The organism is Actinoplanes regularis (assembly GCF_900188005.1).
GTDB classification, from domain to species: domain Bacteria; phylum Actinomycetota; class Actinomycetes; order Mycobacteriales; family Micromonosporaceae; genus Actinoplanes; species Actinoplanes regularis.
In genome coordinates this window covers 1-15,368 of the sequence record NZ_FZNR01000037.1, presented here as the reverse complement: position 1 = coordinate 15,368, position 15,368 = coordinate 1, and the positions used below count along the sequence as shown (strand labels likewise).

The following is a 15,368-nucleotide window of genomic DNA, read 5'->3' as shown; positions in this document are numbered from 1 at the left end:
GGTCCGGGGTGGCGCGGGCGTCGCGCGAGGCGGGCACGGGACTCGGCTCGAGCCTGGGCACGGGACTCCACAGGTCGTACCAGGGAAATGGATTTTGTCGGTTTTATTATAATTTGGGGTGAGGAGGGCCGCCGAGCTTGACGGAGATCGTGTCCACCAGCGCGCGGGCGTCGCTGGCAGCCTTCGCCAACGAGCTGTCATCCTCGTCGGCGACATCGTCCGTGGTCGCGGCGAAGGTGGCCAGTTGCATGAGCAGGTCGGTCCAGCGTGGACCCGTCAGGGTCATCCGCGAGCTGGTCCGGCCGATGTCGCTGCCCTCGCGGAGCAGGCGCTGCTGGCGGCTGGACAGCTTGATCGTGTACGTGCGGTCGGGGCGCAGGCCGAGTTCGTTCAGGGCCTCCAGGCTGACGTCGCCGAGCCCGCTGTAGTCGAGGGCGTCCGCCGACACGCTGAACTCGCACCAGGGTGACCAGCCCCGTTCGTCGTCCGGCCTCCAGTAGCTCAACGTGTTGACGTGTTCCGCGATGTCGTCGACCCGGGCCCGCCAGCGGTAACTCCCGCCTGGCATCAGATCTCCCGGAACGAACTCGAGGGCCGCCGAGCCGGACGTGCCGACGGCCTCACCACCGTCGAGCGGCTGAAATTCGTAGATGATCGCCTCGTCCTGGCTCGACGTCGCCAACGCGCTGGTCAGCGTCGTGCCGGCAACAGGCCGCCCGGGGCCGGTCACGCAACCGGCGAGGCCCACGGTCATCACCGGGATCGGCGCGGGTCTGGCCGGGGGGATCGGCGCCCACAGCTCCGGATCCACCGTCGTGCCGTCCGGCCGCTCACAATTGAAGAAGACGATGATGCCGCGTTCGTCCTGATATTTGTCGAAAGTCTTCTGCACGGCCCTCCGGCAGTACGCGTACAGGGCCGTGTCGTCTCCCGGTTCGGCCCCGGTCGGCGCCGAGCCCGCGGCGGCGAGCACGATCACGAGTACGGCGCACCGCACCGGCCAGCGCAGCACCGTGCGCGCCCGCTCCGCACGAGTCACCGTCGCCTCCAACGCCATCGACGCGCGGTGTAATCGGCCGCCCGGCGCCGGTCCTGAGGGATCGCACCCGGATATTGCCGGGCATGACGGGACCGGCTGAGCCAAGATCGTCGCGTGATGAATCGTGTTGCGGCGCTGACGGCGCTGCGTGGTCTCGCCCTGGGTGACGCTTTCGGGGAGACCTGGCTGTTGCGACCCGCTGACCTTGTCGAGACCGCACTGGACGAGCGGCGCCTGGCGGACGGCCCGTGGCCGTGGACCGACGACACCGCGATGGCGCTGTCGGTGCTGCGGATCCTGGACCGGCACGGCCACGTCGACCAGGACGCGCTGGCGGTCGCGTTCGCCGACGCCTACGCCGCCGACCCGTACCGTTCGTACGGCGGGTCGATGCACGAGGTGCTGCGCTCGATCCGCCAGGGCGAGCCGTGGGCCGTCGTCACCCGGCGCAAGTTCGACGGCATGGGTTCCTGGGGCAACGGGGCGGCGATGCGGGTCGCCCCGCTGGGCGCCTGGTTCGCCGATGATCTCGGCACGGTGGTGGCCGAGGCGGCCCGGTCGGCCGAGGTCACCCACGCGCATCCGGAGGCTGTCGCTGGAGCGGTGGCGGTCGCGGTCGCCACGGCGGCGAGCGTGGGCGGCGTCGAGGGCGGCGAGCTCATCGAGGCGGTCGTCGCCCGGACGCCGGACGGCGAGGTCGCGTCCCGGCTGCGCCGGGTGGCCCGGGTCGCGCTCTCCGCCGACCCGCGCCATGTCGCCGGGATGGTCGGCTGCGGCGAGCGGATCTCGGCCGTGGACACGGTTCCGTACGCGGTCTGGTGCGCCGCCGCCCACCTCGACGATCTCACCGAGGCGCTGTGGGCGACCGCTCGTGCCGGTGGCGACGTCGACACCACGTGCGCCATCGTGGGCGGGATCGTCGCCGGCCGGACCGGGCTGGACGGGGTGCCCGCCGACTGGGCGAGCGCCTGCGAGCCGCTGCCGGCGTGGGTGGACGACCCTTCGCGACCTATCTGAGCAGCGCGGCGACCCGGGCTCCGAGCGGGCCACTGCACGGGAGGGAGCCTGGCGCAGTGGTGCCCCGCCGAGCGCGGCTTCGAGGTGGTCCCGGTCGAACGGCCGGGCCCCACTCCTCGACCGCGGGATTGGTGGGCGTCTCGGCAACGGCCTCGACCCGCCCGTCCGCGCCCCGACGGTAACCAGCCGTGATGCCGTGGTCCGAGATGCAGAACGTCTCGATGATGTACGGCGTGCCCGGAACCCGTTCAGCGACGCCCGCACCGGTGCTCACTTGTGGATCAGCTGCTCGGCGGTGCGGGAGCGACCCGGGCGACGAGGAATTTCGGGGCCAGCTCGCAGTAGCTGTCGGTGATCAGTTCGGCGATCTCGGTCCAGTCGGTGTGGTCGCCGAGGACGATGGCGGCGACGTTGTCGCCCCAGGGGGCGCGGAAGAACGGGAAGCCGGGGGCGGTCAGGCCGAGCAGATCGTCGACGGGCACCCGGAACGTCATCACGGTCGGTGCCTCGCCGTCGACCACATACCGGGCATAGACCGGGAAACGTTCCGGATCCGGCGTGTAGACGTGGGCGATCGTCCGCGTGCGGATCCGCCAGCGGACGCCGATCCAGGCCGGTTCCTCGTACGCCTCGGGCAGGCCCCGGAGGATCGGTCGCAACCGGTCCAAGATCTCCGGTGGTACGTCTCCAGGTCCGGACATGGCCCGAGAGTAACGGTTGCCGGCTCAGAGTGCTCCCGCACGGGCTCGGCGCAGCAGCTCCGGGTCGTGGGCGTTGACGAGCGTCAGGTCGGGCGCGCCGGCCGCCCACAGCTCGGCGAGGCGTTCGTGGTTGGCGCGGATCCTCGACCGGTCGTAGGCGAGGGACCGTTCCACCATGGCCAGGCTGAACGGCACCCGGCCGGTGCCGTCGACCTGACCGCGGTGGAAGAACGCGTCCCCGGCGTGCAGGATCCACCGCTCGCCCGCGTCGACCGCGACGGCGGCGTGCCCGCGGGTGTGCCCGTCCAGCCCGACCAGCACCACGCCGGGCCGGATCTCGATCGCCGCCGCGAAGCCGCGCCACCCGTCACCCCGTGACGGGTCGTGTTCGACCAGGTCAGGGCCGTGGTCACGCTGGGCGGGCTGGTAGCGACGGCGCTCGTTGCGGGTCAGCGGGTTGGCCGCCGCGGCGCCCTCGGCGGCGGTGAGGTGCACCCGGGCCCCGGGAAAGTCGGCGAGACCACCGGCGTGGTCGGGGTCGAAGTGGGTGAGCACGATGTCCCGGACGTCGGCGGCGTCGTAGCCGAGTTGCCGGACCTGGCGGATCGCGGTCTCCTCGCGGTCCAGCACGGGCCGGATGAGGTGCCGGGCGGAGCCGATCCGGCGGGCCGGGTCGGCGATGTCGTGCAGCCCGAAGCCGGAGTCGACCAGGACCAGGCCGTCGGTGGTCTCGATCAGCAGCACGTGGCAGACCAGGGGGCCCGGCGTCGCGGGCGGACGCATACTGCCGCAGTTAAGGTGATGAATCTTCATGCCGCCAACTCTGCCAGAACCGCGTCCAGCGACATCGACACGGCGCTGGGTAGCAGCAGGTCTGCGGCGAGGAATCGACGGTGGTCGGCGTGCGGATTCGGGACCGCCACACAGCGCAGCCCGGCGGTCCGGGCCGCCGTCACGCCGTGTGCGGTGTCCTCGAACGCGACCGCCTCCTCCGCGAGGAGTCCGAGCCGGTCCAGTGCCAGCAGATAGACCCCCGGGTCCGGCTTGTGCGCGCCCACCTCGTCACCGGTCGCCAGCACCTCGAAGCGGTCCCGCAGCCCGACCTGATCGAGCAGCGGGCTCACGTGGGCGGACCCCGAGCTGCTCGCCACCGCCAGGCGCAGGCCCAGGCCCGCGGCCCGGTCGAGCCAGTCGGTGATGCCGGGAGCCGGTTGCAGCGCCGCGTTCAGCCGCGCCCGGTGCGCGGTGCGCAGCAGGTGGCTGGACTCGCGGTCGTACGCCGGGCCGACCGCACCGGCGAGCGCGACGTACCGCGACTCGTTCACATCGCCGCCGTGGTCGGCGAAGAACCCCGCCGGCTCCAGCTCCAAGCCGTGCCGCTGCCATTCCCAGCGCCAGCTCTCCAGCAGCGTCGTCTCGGTGTCCACCAGCAGGCCGTCGAAGTCGAAGATCAGCGCCTTGATCGTCACGCCGGTCAGTATCGCTTCCGGGCCGGCGTGCCCGGCTCCCGGTCCGTGCACCGCGCCGGGCCGAGGTCACCGCGTCGCGCGGCGGCCTCGGCCCGATGCGGCCCGGAGGTCACTGATAGCCGAAGACCGGCGGCAGGATCAGCACGACAGCCCACATCCAGACCGCGTAGACCGCCAGGTAGGAGGTCTGCCACCGCTCGATGGCCGGGAATCCGCCCCGCCGGCGCACGAAGCGCAGCAGCAGCCACGCCGACCAGGCGAGATTGACCAGCAGCACGATGTTCTCGCCCAGCGCCGCCATCTTGTTCGGCGTGCCGCCGTACTCCGCGATCCGGCCGGCCATCATCAGCAGCACCAGCGCGTCGATGACCAGGGCGCTGACCACCAGGACCAGTTGCAGCACGTCGAAGGTGCCGCGCGGGGCCAGCGGATCCCGCGCGGAGATCGAGTACAGCAGCAGACCCAGCACGACCGCGAGCAGCAGGTCGAACATCATCAGGGTCTCCCGGTTGATGTCGATGCCGCGGCCGTTGACGCCGATGGCGACCAGGAAGGCCAGCAGCACCACGGCGAAGAGCGGGGTGAACAGCCGGGTGAGGACCGGCGCGATGTTCTCGATGACACCCTGCTTGGCCTCGACGAGCCACCCGGCGACGACGATCGCCGCCATCGCACCGCAGGGCAGCAGCCACTCCGAGATGAACTCGCCGGAGTCGAGCCCGATGGCCTTGAACGTCCCGGTCAGGAAGACGGTCAGCACGCCCCCGCCGAGGGCGATGAGGACGAGGTAGACGAACCATTCGCCGCTGAAGCGGATGAAGTCCATCCGCCGGCGCGAGGAGCGCAGCTCGTCGGAGACGTAGGCGAGGCCGACCACCAGCCACAGTGCGATGGGCAGGTGGGTGCCGACGAGGTTGACCGACTGGGAGTCCTCGTCGAGCGGGTAGATGTTCGCCCCGGCGGCGCCGAGCGCGAACAGCGCCACCAGCACCGCGCACAGCCGGGCACCGGCCTGCCGGCGCCAGGCCAGGAACGCCGCCAGCCAGGGCAGCGTGAACAGCGAGAAGTTGGTGGCGTAGAACGTGTCGCTGTCCTCGAACCGCAGCCCGAACAGGCCCGGCACCTTGATCGAGACGGCCGCGCCGGCGGCGCAGATCAGCATCGCGATCAGGTCCTGCCGCGACCGGATCTTCTTCACCGAGTCGGCGGGATCGCCGGTGAAGACCAGTTGCTTCCAGAGCCGTTCGGAGTGCTCGCGGGCGAACTCGCGGGACAGCTCGTCCAGGCCGCCCATGCGCTTGACCGCGATGAGGAACGCCTCGTCGGGCTTCAGGCCCAGGGCGACGAGCTCGTCGACGGAGTCGCGGAGGTGGTCCTCGAGTTCGTCGGCGTCGGAGGACTGCAGCTCCGGGCGGCGGCGCACGTACTCCCGCCACTGCGTGAACTGGGCCTCCAGTTCCTCCTTGCCGTTGGTGACCGTCACGCGTTGCCCTCCAGAGGAAAAGTCAGCGGCCGGAGGTCGCCGATGTTGGGCCAGATCTGCTTGAGCGCTTCGACCACCGTCTCCCACTGGTGGTGCTGCTCGGCCAGTTCGGCCATGCCCTGTGTGGTGACCCGGTAGTACTTGCGCCGGCGTTCGCCGGTGACCGTCTGCCAGCTCGACTCGACGTGGCCGAGGCGTTCGAGCCGGTGCAGCAGGGGATAGAGGAAGCCTTCGGTCCAGTCCAGCTGACCGCCGGACAGGTCGCTGATCCGGCGAAGGATGGCGTAGCCGTAGCTCTCACCCTCGGCGAGGATGCCGAGCACGATGGGGGTGGCCGAGGCGGCCACGAGATCTTTGGTCACCCGCATGGGCGCCCTCCCTCCGACACCTAGAAATTCAATGCATAGTAGTTCTAGGTAAAGTTCGGGGGCAACGACTGAGTTGTGAAGATGTATGTGAGCCGGATTCGCTCACGTACTCTGCATCCGTGATCATCGGCAAGGGCGACATCGCGCCCGACTTCGAGCTCCCCGACCAGGACGGCACGCCGCGGCGGCTGACCGATCTCCTCGCGGACGGTCCCGTCGTGCTCTTCTTCTACCCCGCGGCGATGACCCGGGGATGCACCGCGGAGGCCTGCCATTTCCGTGACCTGGCGGCGGAGTACCGCGCGGCCGGCGTGCAGCGGGTCGGCATCAGCAGGGACCCGGTCGAGAAGCAGAAGACGTTCGCGGAGGCCCACACCTTCGACTATCCGCTGCTCTCGGATCCGGATTCGGAGACCATCGCGGCGTACGGCGTGAAGCGGAAGCTGAACCTCGGCCCGCTGAGCACCAAGCGGATGACGTTCGTGATCGGGACGGACCAGAAGATCCTCGACGTGATCCACAGCGAGCTGGACATGAACCAGCACGCGGTGGAGGCGCTCAGCGTGGCGGCGGCGGCCAAGTCCTGACCGCCGCGCCGCCCCGCCTCCACGCGCTCAGAACAGGAAGGCGAGGTGTTCCCGGGCCGCGTCGGTGGCCGCGCTGCGGGCGGCCCGCAGCGCGCCCTGGTCACGTTCCAGCCGCGACGGCAGGGGATCGCCGGGGCGCGGCGTCAGCGCCAGGGTGCTCAGGCCGTGCGCCCAGCCGTCCTGGACCTGCTGCAGGGTCTCCCGGTAACGGTGCGGCCGGCCCCGGTAGGCGGCGGCGAGCTCCGGGTTCAGCCGGCGCAGGTACCGCTCCGCCAGCGCGTCGGCGGCACCGTAGCCGGGCTGCGTTCCCGGCGGCCGGGTGGCGAGCACGATCGCGTGCGTGGCGCCGCGCGCGGCGGCGGTGACGATGGGAACCGCCTGCACGATGCCGCCGTCCAGCCAGCGGCGCCCGCGCAGGGTGACCGGGTCGCCGGCGAGCAGCGGCAGCAGACCGGACGCGTGGATGCTGGTGATCAGGTCGGCGCGGTCGGTGAAGTCGGACAGCGCCTCGGCGCGACCGGTGTCCACGTCGGTCGCGACCATCGCCAGGCGGCCGGCCCAGTCGGTGCCGACGGTCGCACCGACGTCGAGGAGGGCGTCGACGTGGCTGACGATGCGTGCGCCGTCGATCACGGGACGCCCGCGCACGATCCGCCACACGTCGACGAACTCGGGTGAGGCGAACACCTCGGCGTAGGACTCGGCCATCCGGCCGGCCGCGCCGACGGCCAGGGCGGCGGCGTTGACGGCGCCGGCCGAGGTGCCGACGATCATGTCGATCGACGGGAGCAGCCCCTCCTGCTCGAGGACCGCGGCCATCGCGGCGGAGACGATGCCGCGCATCCCGCCGCCCTCGATGACCAGGGCGACCGTGGCGCCGTCGTCGGTGTTCCCGGTGCGGCGGCGTTCGGTGAGGATCTGCTGGACGGTCGGTGTCGCGGTCGGCCCGGCCCGGAACCGCACGGGCGGCACCGGATCCTCGACCTGCGGGCTGGTCGCGACGATGGTGGCCTGCGCGACGGCGACCAGGGTCTCCGTCCCGTCGGTGCCGACGGCGTGCACCTCGCAGCGGCAGGTGGCCCGGTTCCCGGCGGCGCGCACGGTCGTACCGTGCGCGCGCAGCGTGCGGCCCCGCGCCGGCGCGAGGTAGTCGATGGTGAGTCCGGCCGTGACCACGTCCGGGCCGACCGACGCCGCGCCGGCGAAGGCCACCGCGCACTCGGCGGCGTAGCCGACGATCCCGCCCTGCATCGTGCCGTCGCGGTCGGTGATCTCGGGCTGGCTGTCCAGCTCGATGACGGCGCCGTCCGCGCCGAGGGAGACCAGGCGCGTCCCGAGCATGCGGCCGAGGGCCTGGTCGGCGAGCGCGCGCCGGGCGTCGGTGAGCTGCACTGCGGTCATCGGAGACCTCCCGTGGACAAGGTTGGTGAGCCGAGCGCCCGGAGGCAGAACATCCGGATGCCCTCGATCGCCCCGGTCTGTGTCTCGGGCGACGGCTCCGGGCTGTCGGGGTGGATCCAGCCGACCAGCGCTCCGGAGATCGCGCCCACGATGGCGGACGCGGCGAGCCGCGCGTCCTGCGGCACGAAGTCACCACCGGCCAGGCCGTCGTGGATGATCCGCTCACCCAGCTCGGTGTACGAGCGGCGGTAGACCAGTCGTTCGACCTCCACCGCCGGGCTCACCGGCTCGTACAGCAACGCCCAGGCCAGCCGCCGCCCCTGCAGCGCCCGCCCGCTCAGGGTCCGGATCAGCGCGTCGAGTCGATGCGCCGCCTGCTGGCCGGCCTCGGTCACCGCCGCGGCCAGGACCTCGATCTCGTGGCTCGCGGCGCTGCGGAACACCTCCGCCAGCAACCGGTCACGGCCGTCGAAGTGCGAGTACACGGAGCCGACGCTGGCCTGGCAGCGCGCGGCGATCGCGGCGACCGTGGCCGCCTTGAACCCGTCGACGGCGACCAGCGAACGGGCGGCCCGGAGCAGGCTCTCCCGCTTGTCCTCCGCGTTCTTCCTGGTCAACGCGGTCTGCCGGTACGGCATCCGGGAGCCCCCAAGGTGTGAATCCAGATTCAGACGAAGGCAAGGAGTGAATCACGATTCAAATGATGCTGGCAACCCGCGGGGCACGACGCAGGCGCGGATGGTTCCCAGGATCACTGGGAACCATCCGCGCCGGGGCAGGTCAGGTCAGGGCTTGGTCGGGGCCACGATCCGGCCGTCGTAGAGCTGCTGGCGCAGCTGCTCCAGCTTCGGCGTCAGCGGCTTGATCAGTGCCTGGTTCGAGGTTGAGTAGCCGACGCCGTCGGTCTTCAGGTCGAAGCGGCGCGTCCCGCCCGCCCGGTCGCCCTTGATGAACGCCTGGATCTCTTGGAACACCGCGTTGTCGACGCGCTTGAGCATCGAGGTCAGAATCACCGGCTGCAGCTGCGCGTCGGCGCTCTGGTACTGGTCGGAGTCGACACCGATGAACGTGGCACCCTTCTCGGCCGCCACCGCCTGCAGCGCACCCGCTCCGGAGCCACCGGCGGCCGCGTAGATCACATCCGCCCCGTCGGCCAGCATGCCCGTGGCGATCTTCTTGGCCTTGTCGGGGTCGCCGAAGCCGCTGAAGTCGGGCGGGGCGCTCAGGTACTGCGTCCGCACCTTCACGTCCGGGTTCACCCGCTTGGCTCCGGCGGCGAAACCGGCCTCGAACTTCTGCAACAGGGGGATCTCGACCCCGCCGATGTATCCCACGACGCCGGAGCGGGACTTGAGCGCCGCCGCCGCGCCGACCAGGTAGGACCCCTGCTCCTCGGCGAAGACCAGCGACACGACGTTGTCGGCCTTGATCGAGTCGTCGTCGATGATGGCGAACGTCGTCTCGGGGTGCTCGGAAGCGACCTTCGTGAGCGCGTTGACGTACTGGAAGCCGACGGCGATCACCGGGTTGTGGCCGGAATCGATCAGCTTGTTCAAGGCGCCGAGGCGCCCCTCGTCATCCCCTCCCTCCGGGGTGGCCTCGGTCGCTTCGATCTCGAGCTCCTCCTTGGCCCGGTCGAGACCCGCGGCGGCCATGTCGTTGAAGCTCTTGTCGCCGCGGCCGCCGATGTCGTACGCCATGCCGACCTTGACGTGCTCGGAGCCCAGCCCGGCGATGGCGGCCGACGAATCGGCCGGGGTGATCGGCGTCTTGCCGCAGCCGGCGATGGTCAGCGTGGCCGCGGCGGCCACGGCCAGCAGAATTCTCGTACGCATGTCCTCATCGCCTCTCAGTACCGGAATTGCCCGACGGCTTCGCGCAGCTGCCGCGACATGCGGGTCAGCTCGGCGGCGGCGGCCCGCGACCGCGCCACGTCCTCGCTGGCCGCACTCGCCGCCGCGGCGACCGCCGTGATGTTGTCCGCGATCTGTGTGCTGCCCCCGGCGGCCTCGGCGATGCCCCGGTTCATCTCGGCGGTGGTCGCGGTCTGCTCCTCGACCGCGCTGGCGATCGTCGTCTGGTAGCCGCTGATCCGGCCGATGACCTCGCCGATGCCGGAGATCGCGGTGGCCGCCGCCGCACTGTCCTTCTGGATGTCCTGCACGAGCTGCCCGATGTCGTCGGTGGCCTTGGCGGTCTCCTGGGCGAGTTCCTTGACCTCGCCCGCGACGACCGCGAAGCCCTTGCCGAGCTCACCGGCGCGCGCCGCCTCGATGGTCGCGTTCAGGGCGAGCAGGTTGGTCTGCTCCGCGATCGAGGTGATCAGCCGCAGCACGTCGCCGATCCGCGCCGACGAGGCGCCGAGGCTGGTGACCGTGCCGGTGGCGACGGTGGCGGCGGCGACCGCCTCGGCGGCGACAGCGGCCGCGTGCGAGGCGTTCTCGGCGATGTCGCCGATGGCCGAGCCCATCTCCTGGGTGCCGAGGGCGACCGTCTGCACGTTCGAGCTGACCTCCTGCGAGGCGTCGGCGACGACCCGGGCCTGGGTGGAGGTCTCGGCGATGTTGCTGGCGAAGGTCTGCGCGACCTCGTCCAGCGAGGCCGACGTCTCGTCCAGCACCTCCGCCTGCGCGGCCACGTCGCTGATCACCCGGCGGATCGACTGCAGGGCGTCGTCGAGCGTGGCGGCCATCTCGGCGGGCTCGTCGGTGCCCTCGCGCGGCAGCTCGACGTTCAGCTCGCCGTTCGCGACCCGGCGCAGCGCGTCGCGGGCGGCCACCACCGGCCGGGTGATGCTGCGGGTCACCAGGAACGCCAGCAGGCAGCCGAGCAGCAGCGCGGTCACGCTGCCGATCAGGATGATCCGCTTGGCGGTGTCGGCGTCCGCCGCGGACTCGGCGACGGCGACGTCGCTGCGGTGGTCGACCGACTCGACCAGCTGCTGGGTGGCGGTCATGATCCGGTAGTAGGTGTTCCAGCTGTCGTACTGGGCGAGCTGGTCGCCCTTGCGTACCGCGGCCGGGGTGCCCGGCTTGTAGGCCGCCACGACCTGCTCGTTGACCTTGAAGTAGGCCTCGGCCTCCTTCTGCACCTTGGCGAAGAGGGCCTGCTCCTCGGCGGTCATGTCCGCGGTGTGCACGGTCTTCAGGTACGCCTCGAAGTTGTCCCGCTCCCGCTGCCAGGCGTGGTAGTTGACCGAGTCGCCGCCGAAGGCGCGCGCCGCGCCCAGCCGGTGGATGTCAGCGATGTACGCGCTCTGCCAGCCGTTCATGCTGGCGGCGTAGAACCGGATCTCCTTCGCCTCGCTGGTGAGCACCTGCAGGACGCGTACCTCGGCGGCGGTGGCCTTCTGGCTGCTGATCGCGTTGTAGGCGACGGCGGCCACCACGCCGAGCAGCGTGAGCACCACGACGAACGCGGCGGTCAGCCGCGTGCCGATCTTGACCCTGCGCATGTCCCACCCCAAGTCCGGTTGTTATGGACTACTTCGGTCGCGCGGCGACGCACTTGACGATTAGGTCGGACCTTCTCGTCGTACTCGCGCCGAAACCATGGGGTATGTCAGGGAGTGATCGATATGGGACTTATGTGGCCTGTTGGTGGATGACCGTGTGCGGTGAGACCGTCCGCACGTTCAGCGCGGCCACCTGAGGCGGCGGATCAGTCCTGCCAGGCCCCGACGATGTCGTCGGGGCCCCAGACGACGTCGACGATGCCGGCGGGTAGCTCCGCACCGGAGCGGGTGACGACGACCAATCCGGTGTGTGCCGCGTCGAAGCCGGGGATTTGACGGGCGCCTTCCTGGAGTTGGTGCAGGTCGCGGGTCCCGAATGCGGTTCCCAGCCACTTCAGCGCAGCAGAATTCCCGGCAGACCGCCGGTGATCAGGTGTGCGTCGATGGCGTCGGAGCCCGCCAGCCCGGTCACCGCGGCCGTCTCGGCGAGGTTCAGGGGGCCGAGGACCAGGTTGTCGGCGCGGCCGTAGAACGGCCGGTCGTAGGCGGTGAGGCGTTGCATCATGTGCAGGTCGCTGCCGAGAAGTAGCAGCAATACCGGTCGGCGTGACAGCAGGCGGTCCCAGGCGACCTGCAACTGGCCGTCGAACGTGTCGTCCTGCTCGGTGAGCCAGGGCACCTCGTCGAGCACGACGATGCAGGGCTGGTCCGGCAGTGTGCCCGCCAGCAAGCGCAGCATGTCACCCCAGCCGCCGGGTGGGGGAGTGCTGGGCAGCAACGCGCGGTCGTTCGGCAGAGCCGATTCGGTCAGGTCGGTCAGGAACTGGGTCGTCGATTCGGTGACCGACGCGCCTTTGACAGTGGTGAAGTACAGGTGAGGCAACCCGGAACGGTCGCAGAGCTCCTGGGCGAGGCGTGACTTGCCCACCTGACGGCGGCCGCGGATCGCGACAGCGAGGCCGGTACCGGTTCGCTTGAGATGGTCGATCCGCTTCGTCAGCAGAGACAGTTCGGTGCGCCGACCGATGAAAAAACGAACTCCGCCAGGTAGACGTCATCTAGGTAGAGGCAATCTACGTAGATTCAATCTACATCGCGAAGGCGCACCGTGTCGGACGAGTTCGTGACGAGGAGAGCCCGCCCGCCGGAAGGGCGGACGGGCTCTCTCGTGGACTTACGCGCCTCAGCAGGCGTGGGCGACGACCTTCGGCTCGCCCGTGGCGGAGCTGGGGACGGTCACGCAGGCGACGTCCTTGCCCATGGTGACCTGGGCGACGCCGCTCCGGACGACCTTCACGGTCATGCCCGGGAGGGCCATGTCGGTGGCGGCCTGCTTGAGGTGGAGCGCCGGCTGGTCGCCCTCGACGACGGCGGACAGCATGGCCTGTCGGCCGATCATCTCGGCCCACTCCTTGGCGTCACCGGCACCGCCCGCCTTCGGCGTACCCAGGTCGCCGGCGCCCGCGCCGAGTGTGGAGAAGAACTCGGTCAGATCGATCTTCTTGGCGCCCTCGGGAGCGGAGATCTCCACGCCGCTGGCGAGCTCGACCCGCAGCGCCGCCCGGCCGGTGCTCCCGTCGGCGAACTGCAGCATGTTGATCTCGAACGCCCGGAACTCGCCCTTGTCGATCCAGAGGTCGAAGACGATCGGCTTGTCCGCCGGCGGCTTCTCCATCTCGGAGCCGAGCGCCTCGTCGAGCACGCCCGAGGCGGACTGGCCGCCGATCTTCTCCATCGCCTGCATCAGGCGCTTGGCCTGCTCATACGCCTTCACCGTGGTGGTGGTGACGACCAGGTGGGTCTTGTCCTTGCTGTCGCGGACCACGTCGGCGCTCTCGAACAGGCTCTCCGCGCTGGCCTTCACCTCGGCGGCGAGCTTCTCGTTCTGCGCGGGGTCCGTGCTCGGGGCGACGCCCGTGGTGCCCTCGCTGAACTTCTTGACGTCGGTCACGCTGATCGAGATCCAGCCCCCGTCGAACAGGGTGTCGACGCCCTTGATCGCGGGGCCCATCTCCTTGCGCACCGCGTCGAGGTCCGACTTGGACACGCCGAACTTCGTGGCGAGGTCGGCGACCGGCGCCTTCACGTACGCGACCTGGTCGACGATCCGGAGTTCGGTCCCGGTGACACCATCGATCACCGCGCTGACCGAGGCCCGGTCGTCGGTGACGCCGTCGCCCATCTTGTCCCAGGCGAGGGTGAACGAGGAGTTGTAGAGCTTGCGCAGGGTGTCGGCGTCCTCGTCGGTGAAGGCGCCCGGCTCGGTGCCGGACTCCTTCTTGGCGAAGGCGATCAGGTCGTCGACGTTGCCACCGACCTTGAGGGTGAACCCGGCCTTGCCGGTCGCGCTCAGGGCCGCGGCCGCCTTCTTGATCTCCAGCTTCGGCTCGAGCTGCTCGATCTGCTCGGCGCAACCGACCGCGAGGGTCAGGGTGGTGGCACCGGCGAGGGCGCCGGCGAGGAAGCGCTTCATGCGCGAGGTCTCCTTCGAGGGGTTTGCGACGCTCCCCCGGCGCCGCGGCCTGGAAGTGTACGACCCTCGATCACCAACCCTCGCCACGATATTCGCGCGCGTGACCTGCGCGATCCCGGTGAGTGCCATCCGTCGTACCGGCAAAAGCGAACGAACCGGTAAGCAGAGCGCGAATCTCCACAGATCGCGTTGTTTCGGGGTGTGACGCAGATCGCTGCCCCGCATGCGGCCATCGGTGATCAACAACGTACGGTCCTGCGCAGGAATTCGCCCCCCGGCGACGAAAAGTTACAGGAGACACCGCCATGACCAGCCCCAACGAGGTCAGCATCGCGGCGGTCGGGGTCCACGTCCTCGACACGCACGTGATCGGCATCGAGTCCCTTCCCACCGGCTCCGCCGGTCAGATGGTGGAGACCATCCGGCTCTCCCCGGCCGGCACCGCCGGCGGAACCGCGGTCGTGCTCAGCAGGCTCGGGGCCGCAGTCCGGTCCCACGGCGCGATCGGCACGGACCCGCTCGGCGACGCGCTCTCAGCGGCACTGGCACGGGAAGGGATCGACGTCACCGGCCTGGTTCGCACCGACGCCGCGCAGACCTCCGCGTCGGTGATCCCGGTGCGGCCGAACGGCGACCGGCCGGCGTGGCACTGCGTCGGAGCGAACGCGGCGTTCACCGTCGCCGACATCGACCTGTCCACCCTGGACGGCTGCACCCACCTGCACCTGGGCGGCCCGGAGTTCCTCGGCGGCCCGGCCGCCGCCGAACTGCTGTCGTACGCCAAGGACAAGGGCCTGACGACCTCCGTCGACCTGCTCGCGCCGGGCGACCCGGGAATCCTCGAGTGGATCGCCGCCGCCCTGCCGTACGCCGACTACCTGCTCCCCAACGACGAGCAACTCCTCGGCCTCACCGGCACCGACGACCTCGTCACGGCTTCCCGGGCGCTCCTCGAGGCCGGGGTCGGCTGCGTCGCGGTCACCCACGGGAGCAAGGGCGCGCTCGTGGTGACCGCGGACGAGGTCATCACCGTGCCGGCCTTCCAGATCGAGGTCGTCGACACCACCGGGTGCGGTGACGCGTTCTCCGCGGGCTTCATCCTCGGCCGGGCCCAGGGCCGGACGCTGCGGGACTCCGCCGTGCTGGGCTGCGCCACCGCGGCCCAGGTCGCCCAGGGTCTGGGAACCGACGCCGGCTCGTACGACCTCGCCGCCGTCGACGCCTTCGCCGCGGGCACCCCGACGCGCTGAAGTGCCGCCGGGGCTCCTGACAGCGCCCTGATCCGGGGTGTCAGGGCGCTGTTAGGGCGGTGTCAGTGGCGGCGGTCATGGTCTGGGTGTCACCGCGGGAGACGCGGAATCGCAGAGGGAGATCAT

The 15,368-nt window shown here is 70.6% G+C and carries 15 protein-coding genes; 3 read left to right on the top strand and 12 right to left on the bottom strand.

All coding sequences use genetic code 11. The features are described 5' to 3' along the window. Positions 1–106: 106 nt before the first annotated feature. Positions 107–1,039: a hypothetical protein gene (locus CHC09_RS43040; RefSeq protein ID WP_143232914.1), complete on the bottom strand. Its 933-nt coding sequence runs from the start codon at positions 1,037–1,039 to the stop codon at positions 107–109. Positions 1,040–1,156: 117 nt separating this feature from the next. Here CHC09_RS43040 and CHC09_RS43035 point away from each other — a divergent pair, with 117 nt between their 5' ends. Next, complete coding sequence (locus tag CHC09_RS43035) at positions 1,157–2,056, top strand: ADP-ribosylglycohydrolase family protein (protein ID WP_089299051.1); 900 nt, start codon at positions 1,157–1,159, stop codon at positions 2,054–2,056. A 281-nt stretch (positions 2,057–2,337) separates the two neighbouring features. Here CHC09_RS43035 and CHC09_RS43030 read toward each other — a convergent pair whose 3' ends face one another. The 5 genes from CHC09_RS43030 to CHC09_RS43010 all read right to left on the bottom strand — a co-directional run bounded on the left by CHC09_RS43030 (position 2,338) and on the right by CHC09_RS43010 (position 6,077). Then, on the bottom strand, positions 2,338–2,757 hold the full coding sequence (locus tag CHC09_RS43030) for an MmcQ/YjbR family DNA-binding protein (RefSeq protein ID WP_089299050.1): 420 nt from the start codon (positions 2,755–2,757) through the stop codon (positions 2,338–2,340). Positions 2,758–2,781: 24 nt separating this feature from the next. Next, entirely contained in the window at positions 2,782–3,570 is a 789-nt protein-coding gene (locus CHC09_RS43025) for an MBL fold metallo-hydrolase (RefSeq protein ID WP_089299049.1), read from the bottom strand. After that, positions 3,567–4,226: an HAD family hydrolase gene (locus CHC09_RS43020; RefSeq protein WP_089299048.1), complete on the bottom strand. Its 660-nt coding sequence runs from the start codon at positions 4,224–4,226 to the stop codon at positions 3,567–3,569. The genes CHC09_RS43025 and CHC09_RS43020 overlap by 4 nt, the downstream gene beginning before the upstream one ends. A gap of 109 nt (positions 4,227–4,335) precedes the next feature. Further along, entirely contained in the window at positions 4,336–5,709 is a 1,374-nt protein-coding gene (locus tag CHC09_RS43015) for a permease prefix domain 1-containing protein (protein WP_089299047.1), read from the bottom strand. After that, positions 5,706–6,077, bottom strand: coding sequence for a PadR family transcriptional regulator (locus tag CHC09_RS43010; protein ID WP_089299046.1), 372 nt, complete (start codon positions 6,075–6,077; stop codon positions 5,706–5,708). Before CHC09_RS43010 ends, CHC09_RS43015 begins: the two co-directional genes overlap by 4 nt. Positions 6,078–6,196: 119 nt before the next feature. Here CHC09_RS43010 and CHC09_RS43005 point away from each other — a divergent pair, with 119 nt between their 5' ends. Then, positions 6,197–6,664: a peroxiredoxin gene (locus CHC09_RS43005; protein ID WP_089299045.1), complete on the top strand. Its 468-nt coding sequence runs from the start codon at positions 6,197–6,199 to the stop codon at positions 6,662–6,664. Between the two features lie 27 nt (positions 6,665–6,691). Here CHC09_RS43005 and CHC09_RS43000 read toward each other — a convergent pair whose 3' ends face one another. From CHC09_RS43000 to CHC09_RS42975, 6 genes are all read right to left on the bottom strand, one after another. Beyond that, on the bottom strand, positions 6,692–8,065 hold the full coding sequence (locus CHC09_RS43000) for a patatin-like phospholipase family protein (RefSeq protein WP_089299044.1): 1,374 nt from the start codon (positions 8,063–8,065) through the stop codon (positions 6,692–6,694). Next, positions 8,062–8,703 (bottom strand): TetR/AcrR family transcriptional regulator, encoded by a 642-nt coding sequence (locus CHC09_RS42995; RefSeq protein ID WP_089299043.1) that lies wholly within the window; start codon positions 8,701–8,703, stop codon positions 8,062–8,064. Before CHC09_RS42995 ends, CHC09_RS43000 begins: the two co-directional genes overlap by 4 nt. Before the next feature lie 147 nt (positions 8,704–8,850). Then, complete coding sequence (locus CHC09_RS42990) at positions 8,851–9,900, bottom strand: BMP family lipoprotein (RefSeq protein ID WP_089299042.1); 1,050 nt, start codon at positions 9,898–9,900, stop codon at positions 8,851–8,853. A gap of 14 nt (positions 9,901–9,914) precedes the next feature. Further along, positions 9,915–11,519: a methyl-accepting chemotaxis protein gene (locus CHC09_RS42985; protein WP_089299041.1), complete on the bottom strand. Its 1,605-nt coding sequence runs from the start codon at positions 11,517–11,519 to the stop codon at positions 9,915–9,917. Between the two features lie 394 nt (positions 11,520–11,913). Continuing rightward, positions 11,914–12,546, bottom strand: coding sequence for an AAA family ATPase (locus CHC09_RS42980; RefSeq protein ID WP_342352373.1), 633 nt, complete (start codon positions 12,544–12,546; stop codon positions 11,914–11,916). Positions 12,547–12,702: 156 nt separating this feature from the next. Further along, complete coding sequence (locus CHC09_RS42975) at positions 12,703–13,992, bottom strand: hypothetical protein (RefSeq protein WP_089299039.1); 1,290 nt, start codon at positions 13,990–13,992, stop codon at positions 12,703–12,705. Between the two features lie 305 nt (positions 13,993–14,297). Here CHC09_RS42975 and CHC09_RS42970 point away from each other — a divergent pair, with 305 nt between their 5' ends. Then, a complete protein-coding gene (locus tag CHC09_RS42970) occupies positions 14,298–15,242 on the top strand; it encodes a carbohydrate kinase family protein (RefSeq protein WP_089299038.1) in 945 nt (314 codons plus the stop codon). The last annotated feature ends 126 nt before the right edge of the window (positions 15,243–15,368 follow it).